Origin of the sequence: Kribbella sp. NPDC051952 (assembly GCF_040680855.1) — a bacterium.
Lineage (GTDB): Bacteria > Actinomycetota > Actinomycetes > Propionibacteriales > Kribbellaceae > Kribbella.
Genome location: NZ_JBFAXQ010000053.1, coordinates 1 through 16,090 on the forward strand (window position 1 = coordinate 1; position 16,090 = coordinate 16,090).

At 67.8% G+C, this 16,090-nt stretch carries 16 protein-coding genes; 13 read left to right on the forward strand and 3 right to left on the reverse strand.

Annotated elements, in window-relative coordinates:
- Positions 1-775 (reverse strand): hypothetical protein (locus AB0L70_RS41320; RefSeq protein WP_363692410.1); only part of this gene is annotated, 775 nt, incomplete at its 3' end.
- Between the two features lie 136 nt (positions 776-911).
- Between AB0L70_RS41320 and efp the strand changes: the two genes are divergently transcribed.
- Positions 912-1,475 (forward strand): elongation factor P, encoded by a 564-nt coding sequence (gene efp, locus AB0L70_RS41325; RefSeq protein WP_363692411.1) that lies wholly within the window; start codon positions 912-914, stop codon positions 1,473-1,475.
- A gap of 25 nt (positions 1,476-1,500) precedes the next feature.
- Positions 1,501-1,911: a transcription antitermination factor NusB gene (gene nusB, locus AB0L70_RS41330; RefSeq protein WP_363692412.1), complete on the forward strand. Its 411-nt coding sequence runs from the start codon at positions 1,501-1,503 to the stop codon at positions 1,909-1,911.
- 292 nt (positions 1,912-2,203) lie between these two features.
- Here the strand turns inward: nusB and AB0L70_RS41335 are convergent, their stop codons facing one another.
- Positions 2,204-2,716 carry a transcriptional regulator gene (locus AB0L70_RS41335; RefSeq protein ID WP_026163359.1) on the reverse strand — a complete coding sequence of 171 codons (513 nt, stop codon included), beginning with the start codon at positions 2,714-2,716 and terminating at the stop codon, positions 2,204-2,206.
- 205 nt (positions 2,717-2,921) lie between these two features.
- Here AB0L70_RS41335 and pyrR point away from each other — a divergent pair, with 205 nt between their 5' ends.
- The 9 genes from pyrR (at position 2,922) to AB0L70_RS41380 (ending at position 13,599) form a co-directional block, all read left to right on the forward strand.
- The gene (gene pyrR / locus AB0L70_RS41340; RefSeq protein WP_363692413.1) at positions 2,922-3,524 is read left to right on the forward strand and encodes a bifunctional pyr operon transcriptional regulator/uracil phosphoribosyltransferase PyrR; all 603 of its coding nucleotides are present in this window, start codon (positions 2,922-2,924) and stop codon (positions 3,522-3,524) included.
- A gap of 1 nt (position 3,525) precedes the next feature.
- On the forward strand, positions 3,526-4,467 hold the full coding sequence (locus tag AB0L70_RS41345; protein ID WP_363692414.1) for an aspartate carbamoyltransferase catalytic subunit: 942 nt from the start codon (positions 3,526-3,528) through the stop codon (positions 4,465-4,467).
- Positions 4,464-5,756, forward strand: a complete 1,293-nt coding sequence (locus AB0L70_RS41350) for a dihydroorotase (protein WP_363692415.1) — start codon at positions 4,464-4,466, stop codon at positions 5,754-5,756. Before AB0L70_RS41345 ends, AB0L70_RS41350 begins: the two co-directional genes overlap by 4 nt.
- Entirely contained in the window at positions 5,753-6,244 is a 492-nt protein-coding gene (locus AB0L70_RS41355; protein WP_363692416.1) for a hypothetical protein, read from the forward strand. The genes AB0L70_RS41350 and AB0L70_RS41355 overlap by 4 nt, the downstream gene beginning before the upstream one ends.
- The gene (carA, locus tag AB0L70_RS41360; RefSeq protein WP_363692417.1) at positions 6,241-7,362 is read left to right on the forward strand and encodes a glutamine-hydrolyzing carbamoyl-phosphate synthase small subunit; all 1,122 of its coding nucleotides are present in this window, start codon (positions 6,241-6,243) and stop codon (positions 7,360-7,362) included. Before AB0L70_RS41355 ends, carA begins: the two co-directional genes overlap by 4 nt.
- On the forward strand, positions 7,362-10,664 hold the full coding sequence (gene carB, locus AB0L70_RS41365) for a carbamoyl-phosphate synthase large subunit (protein ID WP_363692418.1): 3,303 nt from the start codon (positions 7,362-7,364) through the stop codon (positions 10,662-10,664). Before carA ends, carB begins: the two co-directional genes overlap by 1 nt.
- Positions 10,657-11,688: a quinone-dependent dihydroorotate dehydrogenase gene (locus tag AB0L70_RS41370; RefSeq protein WP_363692419.1), complete on the forward strand. Its 1,032-nt coding sequence runs from the start codon at positions 10,657-10,659 to the stop codon at positions 11,686-11,688. The genes carB and AB0L70_RS41370 overlap by 8 nt, the downstream gene beginning before the upstream one ends.
- A gap of 8 nt (positions 11,689-11,696) precedes the next feature.
- Complete coding sequence (gene pyrF, locus AB0L70_RS41375) at positions 11,697-12,533, forward strand: orotidine-5'-phosphate decarboxylase (protein ID WP_363692420.1); 837 nt, start codon at positions 11,697-11,699, stop codon at positions 12,531-12,533.
- 154 nt (positions 12,534-12,687) lie between these two features.
- Positions 12,688-13,599, forward strand: coding sequence for a DUF4037 domain-containing protein (locus AB0L70_RS41380; protein ID WP_363692421.1), 912 nt, complete (start codon positions 12,688-12,690; stop codon positions 13,597-13,599).
- Here the strand turns inward: AB0L70_RS41380 and AB0L70_RS41385 are convergent.
- Positions 13,596-14,444, reverse strand: coding sequence for a LysR family transcriptional regulator (locus tag AB0L70_RS41385; protein WP_363692422.1), 849 nt, complete (start codon positions 14,442-14,444; stop codon positions 13,596-13,598). The two genes, AB0L70_RS41380 and AB0L70_RS41385, sit on opposite strands and share 4 nt — an antisense overlap.
- Before the next feature lie 335 nt (positions 14,445-14,779).
- Here AB0L70_RS41385 and AB0L70_RS41390 point away from each other — a divergent pair, with 335 nt between their 5' ends.
- Positions 14,780-15,523: an EamA family transporter gene (locus AB0L70_RS41390; RefSeq protein WP_363692423.1), complete on the forward strand. Its 744-nt coding sequence runs from the start codon at positions 14,780-14,782 to the stop codon at positions 15,521-15,523.
- 134 nt (positions 15,524-15,657) lie between these two features.
- Complete coding sequence (locus tag AB0L70_RS41395) at positions 15,658-16,029, forward strand: hypothetical protein (RefSeq protein ID WP_363692424.1); 372 nt, start codon at positions 15,658-15,660, stop codon at positions 16,027-16,029.
- Positions 16,030-16,090: the final 61 nt, after the last annotated feature.

The following is a 16,090-nucleotide window of genomic DNA, read 5'->3' on the forward strand; positions in this document are numbered from 1 at the left end:
TCTGCCAGAGCTCGTCGATGTCGGTGCGGTCCTCGGGTTCTGGGGTGTCGACCCAGCCGCTGGCCCAGACGTCCTCGTCCCGGTCCAGGTCGAAGATCGACTCGGCGAACGCAGCCGAACCGACGTACCGGTTGTCGTCCTCGTCGGGTTCCGAATCGCCTGCCGCGGTGGTCTTGGTGCCTGCCGGGGTGATCAGGGCGCGGGCGTACTTCTGCGCTTCGAGGATGCCCAGGTCCCGCTCGTCGCACAGCAGCCGGATCGCGCCGACCTCGTTCTTGGCGTTCATCAGCTGGCGCACCCGGGTGTCCAGATCCTGGTTCGGCGCGGGCAGATTGTTCTGCGGCGGGCGGTGCTGCGGCGGCTGGTTCGACGGCAGCCAAGGGACAGGCGGTGGGTACTGCGCCTGGTAGGGCACCTGGGCCGGCTGGTACTGCATCGGGACCGACTGGCCGGGTGGCATCCGCTCGTCCAGGCGCCGCGGCTGGCGTCCGGCCGTCAGCACCTGCTGGAGGGTCGCAGCGACCTGCTGGCTGGTCGGCGCGGTGGCGGAGAGCTGCTGCTGGCCGCGCTGAGCCGGGGGCTGGGCGTACTGCGCGTACTTCGGCCCGAGGTCGAGCGGCGGCCCACCGTTCTGCTGCACCTGGGCCTGGATCTTGTCGATCACCTGCTGGACGCGGGGGTTCGGCTTACCGCTGGACTTCGCCGACTGCTGACGCAGTTTCCCGACCACGCTGAGCACGATCATGATGATCACGAAGATCGCGAACGTGGACATCGGTTCCCCCTCCGTCGTCTCTGGTGTTGCCAGCGTAACGGCCCAGGGGCCCGCCGGAACGACGAATCGGAGGAAACCGGTGCTGACCGCTACAATTCCGTGTTACCGCTGATCGATTTTCGAAGGGCATACCCACGTGGCAACGACGAACGACCTCAAGAACGGCATGGTGCTCGACCTGGACGGGCAGCTGTGGTCCGTCGTGTGGTTCCAGCATCACAAGCCGGGCAAGGGCGGCGCCATCGTCCGGACGAAGCTGAAGAACGTGCTGTCCGGCAAGGTGGTCGACAAGACGTTCAACGCCGACGTCAAGGTCGAGGTGGCCACGGTCGACAAGCGGGACATGACGTACCTGTACAACGACGGCTCGGCGTACGTGTTCATGGACAAGTCGACGTACGAGCAGCTCAACCTGCAGCCCGAGGTGGTCGGTGACTCCGTCCACTTCCTGCTCGAGAACCAGGACGCGATCGTCGCCGTGCACGACGACCTCCCGCTGTACGTCGAGCTCCCGGCCTCGGTCGAGCTCACGGTCGAGTACACCGAGCCGGGTCTGCAGGGTGACCGCTCCAGCGGTGGCACCAAGCCGGCCAAGCTGGAGACCGGCTACGACATCCAGGTCCCGCTGTTCCTGACCACGGGCGAGAAGGTCAAGGTCGACACCCGTACGGGTGACTACCTCGGTCGCGTCACCTCCTGAACCCGTAGAGAGCTGACAACAGAACATGTCTGCCCGCAGCAAGGCCCGCAAGCGCGCACTCGACGTGCTGTTCGAGTCGGAGGTCAGGGGACTGCCGGTCGGCGGTACCCTGGCCGACCGCGTGGCCGACAACGACCCGCCGGTGAACGAGTTCACCGTGGCGCTGGTGGAGGGTGTCGCCAAGCACATCGACGTGATCGACGACCTGCTGGAGACGCACTCGGTGGGCTGGTCCCTGGACCGGATGCCCGCGGTCGACCGCAATATCCTGCGGATCGGGACCTACGAGATGTTGTTCGACGACCAGGTGCCGGACGTGGTGGCGGTGAGCGAGGCGGTCGCGATGGCGCGGGACCTGTCGACCGACGAGTCGCCGGCGTTCGTCAACGGCCTGCTGGCGAGATTGCTGCAGTTGAAACCCACTCTGGGCGTCTGAGCAGAGTGCGAGGGGGGCGAGCCCTCTCGTAGTTGTTGATGATCGTGGTTCTTGATGATCAAGGCCCGGTGACCGTCTCGGTACGGTCCCGGGCCGGCTCTGCGACCCCGTGGTGTTCGGCGCGGGGCACGGGCCCCGGCCTGGTGCGGCTGGTGAGGTGGTACCTGCCGCTTGTGGTGCTCTGTTCAGTTGGTGCTCTGTTGTGTCAGTGCTGCGTTGTGTCGAGTGAGGCGGGCGGCCGCGGGCCAGCTGCTACGAGCCCCGACCGTCTCTGCTGCCTCCTCCGGAGCCGTCAGGCGCCGGCTGCCTCGGACTCCTCGACGTCACCCTTCGCCTCGGGGTTCAGGACTCCCCAGGAGATGAAGCGCTCGGTCAGCGTCGTCGGCGACTCGTCGTAGATCACGGCGAGCGTGCGCATGTCGTCCTGACGGATCGACAGCACCTTTCCGTTGTAGTCCCCGCGCTGAGCCTGGATCGTGGCCGCGTACCGCGTCAGCGGACCGGCCTCGCTCGCGTCGAGGTGTTGTAGGGCCTCCAGGTCGAGGATCAACCTGGGCGGTGCGGCAGCCGCGGCAGCCGCGCTGGCGGAACCGGGCAGCAGTTCACGGATGGGCACGCCGTAGAAATCGGCGAGCTCCGCGAGCTTCTGGACCGTGACGGCTCGATCGCCGCGCTCGTAAGAGCCGACGACGACCGCCTTCCAGCGACCCTTTGACTTCTCTTCCACGCCATGCAGCGAGAGTCCTTGCTGCTGGCGGATGGCACGTAGCTTGCCACCCAGTGTCTTCGCGTATTCGCTCGGCACGCTGGTTCTTCCCTCCGACTAGTTTCGTCAAGTCCGGGACGCCGGAACGGCCCGGTCGGTGAAACCCCCCTCGATTACACAGAGTAACAATATTCCGGGTGAGAGGCCAGCGTCAAGACGGCGTGTCACATCCGATACCATGTCAAGCGGTCCGAACGTCCTTTAAAGACCCGTCCAGAGAGGCGGGAAAGGAGGAACGGTAGCGATGAGCCCTGCCCAGAGTGCAGCGCAAACTCCAGACGTGCCTGAGTCGCAACGCATCAGCCGCACGGTCCTGGACGCTTCCGACATTTCCCGGGCATTGACCCGGATCGCCCACGAGATCCTCGAGCGCAACCGCGGTGCGGACCCGGTCGTGCTGCTCGGGATCCCTACCCGCGGCGTCCCGCTCGCCCAGCGAATCTCCGCCCGGGTGGCGGCGGTTGAGGGGCAGAGCGTGCCGACAGGGTCACTCGATGTGACCATGTACCGCGACGACATCGGTCTCAAGCCACCCCGTGGCCTGGAACACACCGACATCCCGCCGGGCGGGATCGACGGCAAGGTCGTCGTCCTGGTCGACGACGTCCTGTTCTCCGGCCGCACCATCCGCGCGGCCCTCGACGCGATCGGCGACATCGGCCGGCCGCGGGCGGTCCAGCTCGCGGTCCTGGTCGACCGCGGCCACCGCGAACTGCCCATCCGCGCCGACTACGTGGGCAAGAACCTGCCCACCTCCCTGGCGGAGCGAGTCACCGTCCACCTCACCGAGTACGACGGCACCGACGCGGTCCTGATCGCGGACACGAACACCCCGGGGGTGAACTGAGATGAAGCACCTGTTGAGTGCGGGGGATCTGAGCCGGGACGAGGCGCAGCTGATCCTGGACACCGCTGAGGAGATGCGGTCGCTGGCCGACCGCCCGATCAAGAAGCTGCCGGCCCTGCGCGGGCGCACAGTGGTGAACCTGTTCTTCGAGGACTCCACCCGGACCCGGATCTCGTTCGAGGCGGCGGCCAAGCGGCTCTCCGCCGACGTGATCAACTTCTCCGCCAAGGGCTCGAGTGTGAGCAAGGGCGAGAGCCTGAAGGACACGGCGCTCACCCTGCAGGCGATGGGGGCCGACGGTGTGGTCTGCCGGCACGGCTCCTCCGGAGCACCGCATGTGCTGGCGAAATCGGGCTGGATGACCGGCTCGGTGGTGAACGCCGGCGACGGGACACACGAGCACCCGACGCAGGCCCTGCTGGACGCCTTCACGATGCGGCGGCACCTCGGCTCGCTGGAGGGCCGCAAGATCACGATCGTCGGCGACGTACTGCACTCCCGGGTCGCGCGCTCGAACGTGCTGCTGCTGGCAACGCTCGGCGCCGACGTGACGGTGGTCGCGCCGCCGACGCTGCTCCCGGTGAACATGACGAGCTGGCCGTGCGCGACGTCGTACGACTTCGACTCGGTGCTGCCGAAGAGCGACGCGGTGATGATGCTGCGGGTCCAGCGGGAGCGGATGAACGACGCGTTCTTCCCGAGTGCCCGCGAATACACCCGCCGCTACGGCCTCGACGTGCACCGGATGGCGCAGCTGCCGGACGAGGCGATCGTGCTGCACCCCGGCCCGATGAACCGGGGGATGGAGATCAGCGCCGAGGTCGCCGACTCGACCCGCTCGGTCATCGTCGAACAGGTCACCAACGGCGTGGCGATCCGGATGGCCGTCCTTTATCTGCTGCTGTCAGGAAGTAACGAACCTACCGAGGAGCACACTGCATGACCGCGTACCTGATCACCGGGGCCAAGATCGTGGGCGGTGAGGTCGCGGACCTGCTCATCGACAACGGCGAGATCGTTGCGGTCGGCACCGGCCTGGAGACGCCCCAGGACGTCGAGACGATCGACGCGAGCGGGCTGATCGCGCTTCCGGGGCTGGTCGACCTGCACACGCACCTGCGCGAGCCCGGCCGGGAGGACGCGGAGACCGTTCTCACCGGCACCCGGGCCGCGGCGATCGGCGGGTTCACCGCCGTGTTCGCGATGGCCAACACCGATCCGGTCGCCGACACCGCCGGTGTGGTCGAGCAGGTCTGGCGCCTCGGCCGCGAAGCCGGGTACGCCGATGTCTTCCCGATCGGCGCGGTCACGGTCGGCCGGCAGGGTTCGCAGCTCGCCGAGCTGGGCGCGATGGCGGACTCGGCGGCGCGGGTCCGGGTGTTCTCCGACGACGGCGACTGTGTCTGGGACGCCGCGCTGATGCGCCGGGCGCTGGAGTACGTGAAGGCGTTCGACGGTGTGATCGCCCAGCACGCGCAGGAGCCGCGGCTCACCCAGGGCGCGCAGATGAACGAGGGCGCGCTCTCCGGCGTTCTCGGCCTGACCGGTTGGCCGAGTGTCGCGGAGGAGGCGATCATCGCCCGCGACATCCTGCTCAACGCCCACGTCGGCTCGAGGCTGCACATCTGCCACCTGTCCACGAAGGGCTCGGTCGAGATCGTCCGGGCAGCGAAGCGACGTGGGCTCGAGGTGACCGCCGAGGTCACCCCGCACCACCTACTGCTGACCGAGGACCTGGCCGCCTCCTACAACCCGGTCTACAAGGTGAACCCGCCGCTGCGGACCAAGGCCGACGTCGAGGCGGTCCGGGAAGGCCTGGCCGACGGCACGATCGACATCGTCGCCACCGACCACGCGCCGCACCCGGTCGAGGACAAGGACTGCGAGTGGAGCGCGGCCGCGCCTGGCATGACCGGTCTCGAGACCGCGCTGAGTGTGGTCCAGCACGCGATGGTCGACACCGGCCTGCTCACCTGGGCCGAGGTCGCGGACCGGATGAGCTACCGGCCGGCGGAGATCGGCCAGATCACGGACCACGGCCGGCCGCTGGAGGCCGGCGTACCGGCGAACGTCGTACTCGTGGACCCGTCGGTCGAGCGGATCGTCGTACCGAGTGAGACGGCCTCGCTGTCGCGGAACACGCCGTTCGACGGGATGACGCTGCCGGGCAAGGTGGTCGCGACGTTCCTGCGCGGTACGCCGACCGTCCTCGACAGAAAGCTGACCCGGTGAAGGCCTTCCTCGGCATTCTCGGCACGCTGGTGATCCTGGCGCTGGCCTACTTCGGCATGTACCGGGGCTGGCGGAACCGTCAGGCCCGGCAGGCCGACCTGGCACCGCTGCCGGCGGTGCCGGAAGACAAGACCCGCGGCGTCGAAGGTGTGTACGTCGCGACCACCTCGGCCGGCGACTGGATGGACCGGATCGCCGTGCACGAACTGGGTGTCCGCAGCATCGCGGACCTGGCCGTCAGTGAGGCCGGCCTGATCTTCCATCGCCAAGGGGCGGCGGACGTGTTCATCCCCACGGACCACCTCACTGGGGTCCGGACCGACCGCGGCATCGCCGGCAAGGTGACCGCGGAGAAGTCCGGCCTGGTGGTGGTCACCTGGAACCACGACGGCCGCGAGCTGGACACGGGTTTCCGCCCGCGCCGCAAGGCCGACACCGCCCCCTTGACCGAATCCATCGCGACTCTGATCGGAGCCGAGCAGCAATGAGTCAACCAGCCCTGCTGGTCCTCGAGGACGGCCGGTCGTTCGCCGGCACGTCGTACGGGGCGACCGGAGAGACCTTCGGCGAGGCGGTGTTCACCACCGGGATGACCGGATACCAGGAGACGCTGACCGACCCGTCGTACCACCGCCAGATCGTCACCCAGACCGCGCCGCACATCGGCAACACCGGGGTGAACGACGAGGACGACGAATCACAGAAGATCTGGGTCGCGGGGTACGTCGTCCGCGATCCCGCCCGGGTGCCCTCCAACTGGCGCTCGGTCAGGTCCCTCGACGACCAGCTGCAAGGGCAGGGAATCGTCGGGATCTCCGGTATCGACACCCGCGCGCTGACCCGGCACCTCCGGGAGCGGGGTGCGATGCGGGCCGGTATCTCCACCGAGATCCTGGATCCTTCGGAGCTGTTGAAGAAGGTGCTCGAGCAGCCGCCGATGGCCGGCTCGGAGCTCGCCGAAGAGGTCACGACCGTTGAGTCCTACGTGATCCCGGCCGAGGGTGAGAAGCGGTTCACCGTCGTCGCGCTCGACCTCGGTATCAAGGCGATGACCCCTAAGCGGATGGCCGAGCGTGGCATCGAGGTACACGTGCTGCCGGCAACTGCCTCGCTCGAGGAAGTACTCGCGGTGAACCCGGACGGCATCTTCATGAGCAACGGTCCGGGCGACCCGGAGACGACCGAGCACCCGACGGAGCTGCTGAAAGCGCTGCTGCAGCGCGGGAAGCCGTACTTCGGGATCTGCTTCGGCAACCAGGTCTTCGGACGGGCGCTGGGGCTGGGGACGTTCAAGCTCAAGTACGGGCACCGCGGGATCAATCAGCCGGTGCTCGACCGGGCCACCGGCAAAGTGGAGATCACTGCGCAGAACCACGGATTCGCCGTTGACGCGCCACTCGAGGAGACGATCGAGACGCCGTACGGCACGGCTGAGGTGTCGCATGTGTCGCTGAACGACAACGTGGTCGAGGGGCTCAAGCTGACGGGTGGCGATGGAAAGGTTCTGGCCTTCTCCGTGCAGTACCACCCGGAAGCGGCCGCCGGTCCGCACGACTCGGCGTACCTGTTCGACCGGTTTATCGAGCTGATGGAGGGGAGGGCCTGATGCCGAGGCGTACAGACATCGAGTCGGTCCTGGTGATCGGCTCCGGCCCGATCGTGATCGGGCAGGCCTGCGAGTTCGACTACTCCGGCACCCAGGCCTGCCGGGTGCTCAAGGAGGAGGGCTTCCGGGTCGTCCTGGTCAACTCCAACCCGGCCACGATCATGACGGACCCGGAGTTCGCCGACGCGACCTACGTCGAGCCGATCACCCCGGAGTACGTCGAGAAGGTGATCGAGAAGGAGCGCCCGAACGCGCTGCTCGCGACGCTGGGAGGGCAGACCGCCCTGAATGCGGCGATCGCCCTGCACGACAACGGCGTACTGGAGAAGTACGGCGTCGAGCTGATCGGCGCGTCCGTTGACGCGATCCAGCGCGGTGAGAACCGGGAGTCGTTCAAGCACATCGTCGAGAAGCTCGGTGCGGAGACCGCGCGGTCGGTGATCTGCCACACGATCGACGACGTGATGGGTGCGGCCGGCCAGCTCGGGTACCCGCTGGTGGTGCGGCCGTCGTTCACGATGGGCGGCGTCGGCTCCGGGATGGCGTACGACGAAGCCGACCTGCGCCGGATCGCCGGGGCCGGACTGCACGCCAGCCCGACCACCGAGGTGCTGATCGAGGAGTCGATCCTCGGCTGGAAGGAGTACGAGCTGGAGGTGATGCGCGACAAGGCCGACAACGTCGTGATCATCTGCTCGATCGAGAACGTCGACCCGATGGGCGTGCACACCGGCGACTCGGTCACGGTCGCGCCGGCGATGACGCTGACCGACCGCGAGTACCAGGTGATGCGGGACCTTGCCATCGGCATCATTCGCGAGGTCGGTGTCGATACCGGCGGCTGCAACATCCAGTTCGCGGTGGACCCGGCCGACGGCCGGCTGATCGTGATCGAGATGAATCCGCGGGTGTCGCGCTCGTCCGCGCTGGCGTCGAAGGCGACCGGCTTCCCGATCGCGAAGATCGCGGCGAAGGTTGCCATCGGCTACACGCTGGACGAGATCCCGAACGACATCACCAAGCAGACCCCGGCCAGCTTCGAGCCGACGCTGGACTACGTGGTCGTGAAGGTGCCGCGGTTCGCGTTCGAGAAGTTCCCGGCCGCGGACGCCACGCTGACTACGCACATGAAGAGCGTCGGTGAGGCGATGGCGATCGGCCGCAACTACACCGAGGCGTTGCAGAAGGCGCTGCGGTCGCTGGAGAAGCCCGAAGCCCGGTTCTCCTGGGCGGGGTCGCCGGCTACCGAGCTAGAGCCGTTGCTAGAGGCAATCAAGACGCCGCAGGACGGCCGGCTCCGGATCATCATGGACGCGATCCGGGCGGGCGCCACTCCGGAGCAGGTCTTCGAGGCGACCCGGATCGACCCCTGGTTCGTCGACCAGCTGTACCTGATCCACGAGACCGCGCTCCAGGTAGCGGCTGCGCCCCGGCTCACGCCGGAGGTGATCAAGCTGGCCAAGCGGCACGGGTTCTCCGATCTGCAGCTGGCGGAGATCCGCGGGCTGACCGAGGACGTCGTACGAGGTGTCCGGCAGGCGCTCGGGATCAGGCCGGTGTTCAAGACCGTCGACACGTGTGCGGCCGAGTTCAAGGCCGAGACGCCGTACCACTACTCGTCGTACGACGAGGAGACGGAAGTCGCACCGCGGGAGACTCCGGCCGTGCTGATCCTCGGCTCCGGGCCGAACCGGATCGGGCAGGGGATCGAGTTCGACTACTCCTGTGTGCACGCGTCGATGGCGCTGCGCGAGGCCGGGTACTGCACGGTGATGGTGAACTGCAACCCGGAGACGGTCTCGACCGACTACGACACCTCCGACCGGCTGTACTTCGAGCCGCTCACCTGCGAGGACGTCCTCGAGATCGTGTACGCCGAGATGCAGGCCGGCCCGGTGGCCGGGGTGATCGTGCAACTCGGCGGACAGACGCCGCTCGGGCTGGCGCAGCGGCTCGCGGATGCCGGCGTACCGATCGTGGGTACGTCGCCGGCCGCGATCCACCTGGCCGAGGAGCGGGGCGCGTTCGGCAAGGTGCTCGCGGATGCGGCCCTACCGGCACCGAAGCACGGTACGGCGTTGTCGGCCGACGAGGCGCACGTGATCGCCGAGGAGATCGGGTTCCCGGTGCTGGTGCGGCCGTCGTACGTGCTGGGCGGGCGTGGGATGGAGATCGTCTACAGCGCGGCCGAGCTGAGTGCTGCGCTGGAGCGGCTCGGCGGTGGCGAGGCGTTCGAGCACCCGGTGCTCATCGACCGGTTCCTCGACGACGCGGTCGAGATCGACGTGGACGGGCTGTTCGACGGCGAGGAACTGTTCCTCGGCGGCGTGATGGAGCACATCGAGGAGGCCGGGGTGCACTCGGGCGACTCCTCGTGCGCGCTGCCGCCGATCACGCTCGGGAACGCGGACATCCAGAAGATCCGTGAGTCGACCGAGGCGATCGCTCGCGGTGTCGGCGTACGCGGTCTGCTGAACGTGCAGTACGCGCTGGCCGGGGACGTGCTCTACGTGCTGGAGGCGAACCCGCGGGCGTCGCGGACGGTGCCGTTCGTGTCGAAGGCGACGGCCACTCCACTGGCGAAGGCGGCGGCCCGGGTGATGCTCGGTTCGTCGATCGCGTCGCTCCGGGACGAGGGCATGCTGCCGGCCACCGGAGATGGTGGGACGCTGCCGAACTCGACGCCGATCGCGGTGAAGGAAGCGGTCATGCCGTTCAACCGGTTCCGGACCGTGGACGGCCGGTCGGTCGACACGATCCTCGGGCCGGAGATGCGGTCGACCGGTGAGGTGATGGGCATCGACGACACCTTCGGTACGGCGTTCGCCAAGTCGCAGGCCGGTGCCTCGCAACCACTGCCGGGCGCCGGCAAGGTGTTCGTGTCGGTCGCGAACCGGGACAAGCGGCACATGATCTTCCCGGTCAAGCGGCTCGCGGACCTCGGCTTCCAGATCTACGCGACCGAAGGTACGGCGGACGTCCTGCGGCGCAACGGGGTCGAGGCCGTCACGGTCCGCAAGAGCAGCCAGGGTCCGGGGCCGAACGGTGAGCCGACGATCGTCCAGATGGTCCAGGACGGTGAGCTGAACCTGATCGTCAACACGCCGATCGGGATCACGCAGGGCGGATCGCCGCGGATCGACGGGTACGAGATCCGGAGTGCGGCGGTGGCGCGCAACATCCCGTGCATCACCACCGTGCAGGGACTCGCGGCCGCCGTACAGGGGATCGAGGCGCAGCGGGCCGGGGACATCGGCGTACGGTCGCTGCAGGACTGGGTGCCGAGGATCCGCGGTGTATAGGCGGGTTGTCCGGCCGGTCCTGTACCGGCTGGGCAAGGGCGACGCGGAGGTCGCGCACGAGCAGACGTTGCGCGGCCTGCGGGTGCTCGGCCGGATCCCGGGTGCCGCGGCCGTGGGGTCGCGGCTGTTCGGCTCGGCTGCTCCCCGGACCGTCTTCGGCGTTCGGTTCCCGTCGCCGGTGGGGTTGGCAGCCGGGATGGACAAGAACGGGATCGCGTTGCGTTCCTGGCCGGCCGTCGGCTTCGGGTTCGTCGAGGTCGGCACGGTCACGGCGCATCCGCAGCCCGGGAACGAGCGGCCGCGGTTGTTCCGGCTGGTCGAGGACGAGGCCGTCATCAACCGGATGGGCTTCAACAACCTCGGCTCGGACGCGTTGGCCGCGCGGTTGGCGGCGTACGGGCCACTGGGCTATCCGCTCGGGATCTCGCTGGGCAAGTCCAAGGTCACGCCGATCGAGGACGCGGTCGAGGACTACGTGACATCGCTGCGGCGGCTCTATCGGTACGGCGACTACTTCGCGGTCAACGTGTCGTCGCCGAACACACCCGGTCTGCGGTCGCTGCAGGACGCCGGACACCTGCGCGAGTTGCTGACTGCATTGCATGCTGAAGCCGCTGCGTTGAGCGTTGGTGGTCTGGGCGGCAAGCCGATCCTCGTGAAGATCGCGCCGGATCTGACCGACCAGGCGATCTACGAGCTACTGCAGGTCTGCACCGACATCGGCGTCGCCGGGATCATTGCGACGAATACGACCATCGATCGCACTGCGGTCGCCGATCATCCGCTCGCCGCCGAGACCGGTGGGCTGTCCGGCCGGCCGTTGACCGAGGTCGCAGCCAAGATGGTCGCGCACATTCACGCGGAGACCGGGGGAGCGCTGCCCATCATCGGGGTCGGCGGCATTCTCGAGCCGGCCGACGCCGTGCGCCTGTTCGATGCCGGGGCCAGCCTGGTCCAGGTGTACACCGGGCTGATCTATCGCGGCCCCGGCCTGATTCGCCGCATCAACCGAGGGCTGACATGAGGAGAGACATGAGGAACGAACCGTTCGGCACCCGGCTCCGGGCGGCCATGGACACCCGCGGCCCGCTGTGCGTCGGGATCGACCCGCACGCCCACCTACTCGACCAGTGGGGCCTGCCGGACACCCCGGAGGGCCTGGCGTCCTTCACGTACGGCGTGGTCGACGCGCTGGCCGACCGGGTCGCGGTCTTCAAGCCGCAGTCCGCGTTCTTCGAGCGGTTCGGCTCGGCGGGGATCGCCGTACTCGAGCAGGCGACGATCCGGCTGCGGGACGCCGGGGCGCTGGTGATCATCGACGCGAAGCGTGGGGACATCGGGACCACGATGGCGGGCTATGCGGCGGCGTACCTGGCGGAGAAGGGTCCGCTGGCGTGTGACGCGTTGACGGTCAGCCCATATCTCGGGTTCGGGTCGTTGCAGCCGGCGATTGATGTGGCGCGTGAATCGGGTGCTGGGTTGTTCGTGCTCGCGTTGACGTCCAACCCGGAAGGGCCGCAGTTCCAGTCCGCGCGGACGGTCGACGGTCCGACCGTGGCCGGTGCTGTGCTCGACGGGCTGCGGTCGTTGAATGCGGACACCGATGGTCTGGGGTCCTTCGGTGCGGTCGTTGGTGCCACCATCAACCGGACCGACGAGAACCTCGACATCGACGGTCCGCTGCTTGCTCCCGGCCTCGGTGCCCAGGGCGGGACGGCCGCGGGCCTCGCGGAGGTCTTCGGTTCCGCGGTGCGCAACGTCGTACCGTCCAGTTCGCGCGAGATTCTTGCGGCCGGGCCTGACTCGGCCGGGTTGCGCGCAGCTGCCGATCGGGCGAACGACGCGTTCCGGACGGTGCTGGGGTACTGACAAAGGCCGGTCAATTGCGGTAGGATTTGATTTACCAAATGGCGCGATGAATTTCGCGCCATTTGGTGTTTTTTGTTGCGCATCGGGTTTTGCGTGTGCGATCTTCGTTGGCATGTCGGGATTGGAATTGTGTCGGCGGTTCTATTGTGAGGTCGTGCGGCCGCTCGTCGGCGTTCCGCACAGTGCGGCGTTGATGGGTCGGGGCTCGGAGGTGCTGGGGTTCGACGACGAGATGTCGACGGACCACAACTGCGAGGCCCGGGTGCTGCTCTTCGTGCCGGACGGGGTCGAGTTGCAGGTCGACGTACCCGATCGGTTCGAGGGGCGGGCGGCGTTCGTCGAGGTGCATACGGTCCGCTCGTATTTCCTTGCGCAGTTGGGATTTGATTGCGATCGGGAAATCGGCCTACGGGAGTGGTTCACGTTTCCGGAGCAGCATCTGCGGATGATGACCGCGGGGGATGTGTTCCATGATGAGGTCGGATTGCAGGCGGTGCGGGATCGGTTGGCGTATTACCCGCGCGATGTGTGGCTTTATCTGATGATTGCCGGGTGGTGGCGGGTGCATCCGGAGATGAACCTGGTGGGGCGGTCCGGGTACGTCGGTGATGAGTTGGGGTCGACGTTGATCGGGGCGGAGTTGGTGCAGGATCTGATCCGGCTGTGTTTCCTGATGGAGCGCGAGTATGCGCCGTACCGGAAGTGGTTCGGGACAGCGTTCAGGCGGTTGTCGTGTGGTCCGACGGTGGAGCCGCTGTTGCGTGAGGTGCTTCGGGCTTCTACTTGGGAGGAGCGCGAGACGGCATTGATGGCGGCGTACCGGGCGGTGATCGGGGTCTACCAGGGGTTGGGGATCACGCCGGCGGTGGAGGTCGGCATCGAGCAGATGTGCGGACGCCCGTTCAAGGTGGTGTGGGGCGACTTCCCCGGTGCCCTTGCCGCGGCGATCGACGACCCCGAGGTACGGCGGATTGCCGAGCGGTGGCCCGTTGGGGGGATCGAGCGGGTGCGGGATGCGTTCTGGGGCGTCGGCGATCGAAGGCGGGTGCTGGAGTTCTTCGACTAGTTGTAGAGGGTGGTTAGGAGGGTGACGGCGGCCTCGGTGGCGGGGTGGGGGTCCTGGCGGTGCCAGATCAGGTGGACGTCGACCGGTGGGGCGTCGCGGAGTGGGCGGTATACGACTCCGTCTCGGCGGTACTGCGTGGTCGTGGCCTGTGGGGTGACGCCGATGCAACGGCCGGAGGCGATCGCGGCGAGCCAGTCGTCGACGTCGTGGGTGTACTCGAGCTTCGGGCGCGCGTCCTCGGGCCAGAGATCGATTGTGGTGCTGCCTGTGCGGCGGTCGATGACGAGAGTGCGATCGCGGAGCTGGTCGAGGGTGAGCGTGCGTTTGCGGGCGAGCGGGTCGTCTGCCGGGAGAGCGCCGTACCGCCGCTCCTGCGCGATCGCGAGGTGGGCGAAGCGGCGGAGGTCGATCTGGGTGCGGACTACCGCGAGATCGCACAGGCCCTCGGCCAGGCCGCCTGTGGCCGTGTTGGTGCGGATCAGCTGTAGCTCGATTCCCGGGTGCTCGGCGGCCCAGCGTCGCTGGAACTCGGTTGTCAATCGGCCCAGTGCCGACCATGCGTGTCCGAGGCGCAGGCGTGTATGCCCGCTGGTCGCCTCGCTGACCAGCTCGTCGACCTCAGCCAACACCTGGCGAGCCCGGGCGAGTACGCGGACTCCCGCGGTCGTCGGCATCACCGAGCGACTGGTCCGATGCAGCAACCGCACTCCCAGCTCCCGCTCCAACGCCATCAGTCCTCGCGACACCGCTGCCTGAGAAACCCCCAGCTCGATAGCCGCATCCGTAAACGTCCCCGAATCCACCACCGCCACCAGCCCACGCAGCTGCCTCAGCTCCACACCCATAACCCCAGCGTATAGATCCCCCACCAAACGCATTTTGCCCACGCACCTCCCGAGCGCACCCTCAACCCATGACCACCCCACCCGCACTCACACCACCCACTGCCTTGGGTCCAGGGGATGGGCTGGGGGCAGCGCCCTCCCTGGGTGCAGGTGAGGGGTTGGCCTCCACCCCACCCGCACTCACCCCACCCAATGCCCTGGCTGCTGCTTCCTCCTCCGTTGGGCGGAGGGCGCGGGTGGTGGGGGTTTTGATGATGTTGGGGAGTGGGGTTTCTACGCAGGTGGGGGCTGCGGTGGCGGCTCAGGCTTTTCCGGTGGTGGGGCCGGTGGGGGTTGTGGCTATTCGGCAGTGGGTGGCTGGGGTCTTGTTGCTTGCGGTGGGGCGGCCGCGGTTGCGGGGGATTACGGCGCGGCAGTGGCGGCCCGTGCTGGGGTTAGCCGCCGTGTTCGCGGTGATGAACGTGTCGTTGTACACGGCAATCGACCGGGTAGGCCTCGGACTGGCGGTGACGCTGGAGTTCTTGGGCCCGTTGGCGGTTGCACTGATCGCATCGCGGCGCGCGCTCGACCTGCTGTGTGCGTTGGCCGCCGCACCTGCGGTGGTCCTGCTGACAAGGCCGCAGGCAACCACCGACTACCTCGGCGTGGGGCTGGGGTTGTTAGCCGCAGCATGCTGGGCCTGCTACATCCTGCTCAACCGCGTCGTCGGCCGAGAGCTCCCAGGCGCCACCGGATCCGCCGCCGCAGCAGGAGTATCAGGCCTCGCCTACGTCCCAGTCGGCCTGATCGTCCTCTGGCATCACCCGCCGACGCTCGCGGCAGCGGCGTACGCGGTAGTCGCCGGCGTCCTCTCGAGCGCGGTGCCGTTCCTCGTCGACCTCCTCACCCTCCGCCGCGTCCCAGCACAGTTCTTCGGCGTGTTCATGAGCGTCAACCCAGTACTCGCGGCTCTCGTCGGACTCGTCGTCCTCGACCAGCATCTGGTCCCGATCGACTGGCTGGCGATCGGCGTCATCGTCTCCGCCAACGCCGTCGCGATCTCTTTCGGAGGTACGGCGAGACGCCGCACGACGCGGTAGATCACAGCCCGGTTCCAGTCACGTTGTGCGATGTTCTTCACGGCGCCACCCGCCGGTTCGTGACCCCGCGGTTCGGAAAGGTATCGGCGGACGGGGAGCGACGGTCTTCCCGCGCGACACAGTAAGGACGCGCAATGCGTAAGGTGGCGGCCATCGCGGCGGCAGTGACCATCGGTGCCGGCGTACTGACGGCTTGTTCCGGCGGCGACTACTGCGGCGACATGAAGAACTACGTCGACACGGCGAAGAACCTCGACGTCAAGGATTCCGACGCGGTCGGCAAGATGCTCGACCAGGCCAAGAAGGTGTCGAAGTCGGCGCCGGACGACCTGAAGGACGACTGGAAGGTCGTCATCGACTACGCCGAGAAGGCGAAGGACGCCAACGGCGACACGACCAAGCTGACCGAGCTGGCCAAGAACGACGCCTCGAAGATCACGCCGGCCATGGACGCGATCACCAAGCAGGCGAAGGACACCTGCAAGATCGACATCCCCAACAGCTGATCCGGCGCCGGCGTGACTGATGATGCCGGGGGCGTCGTTGCCCATGTGGAACGTGTGCGGC

What these genes read in the sequence shown, in the direction of transcription:
- nusB (WP_363692412.1), top strand. Translation starts at nt 1,501, where the DNA reads ATGTCTGCCCGCAGCAAGGCCCGCAAGCGCGCACTCGACGTGCTGTTC.
- pyrR (WP_363692413.1), top strand. Translation starts at nt 2,922, where the DNA reads ATGAGCCCTGCCCAGAGTGCAGCGCAAACTCCAGACGTGCCTGAGTCG.
- AB0L70_RS41345 (WP_363692414.1), top strand. Translation starts at nt 3,526, where the DNA reads ATGAAGCACCTGTTGAGTGCGGGGGATCTGAGCCGGGACGAGGCGCAG.
- AB0L70_RS41350 (WP_363692415.1), top strand. Translation starts at nt 4,464, where the DNA reads ATGACCGCGTACCTGATCACCGGGGCCAAGATCGTGGGCGGTGAGGTC.
- carA (WP_363692417.1), top strand. Translation starts at nt 6,241, where the DNA reads ATGAGTCAACCAGCCCTGCTGGTCCTCGAGGACGGCCGGTCGTTCGCC.
- carB (WP_363692418.1), top strand. Translation starts at nt 7,362, where the DNA reads ATGCCGAGGCGTACAGACATCGAGTCGGTCCTGGTGATCGGCTCCGGC.
- pyrF (WP_363692420.1), top strand. Translation starts at nt 11,697, where the DNA reads ATGAGGAACGAACCGTTCGGCACCCGGCTCCGGGCGGCCATGGACACC.
- AB0L70_RS41385 (WP_363692422.1), bottom strand. Translation starts at nt 14,444, where the DNA reads ATGGGTGTGGAGCTGAGGCAGCTGCGTGGGCTGGTGGCGGTGGTGGAT.
- AB0L70_RS41395 (WP_363692424.1), top strand. Translation starts at nt 15,658, where the DNA reads ATGCGTAAGGTGGCGGCCATCGCGGCGGCAGTGACCATCGGTGCCGGC.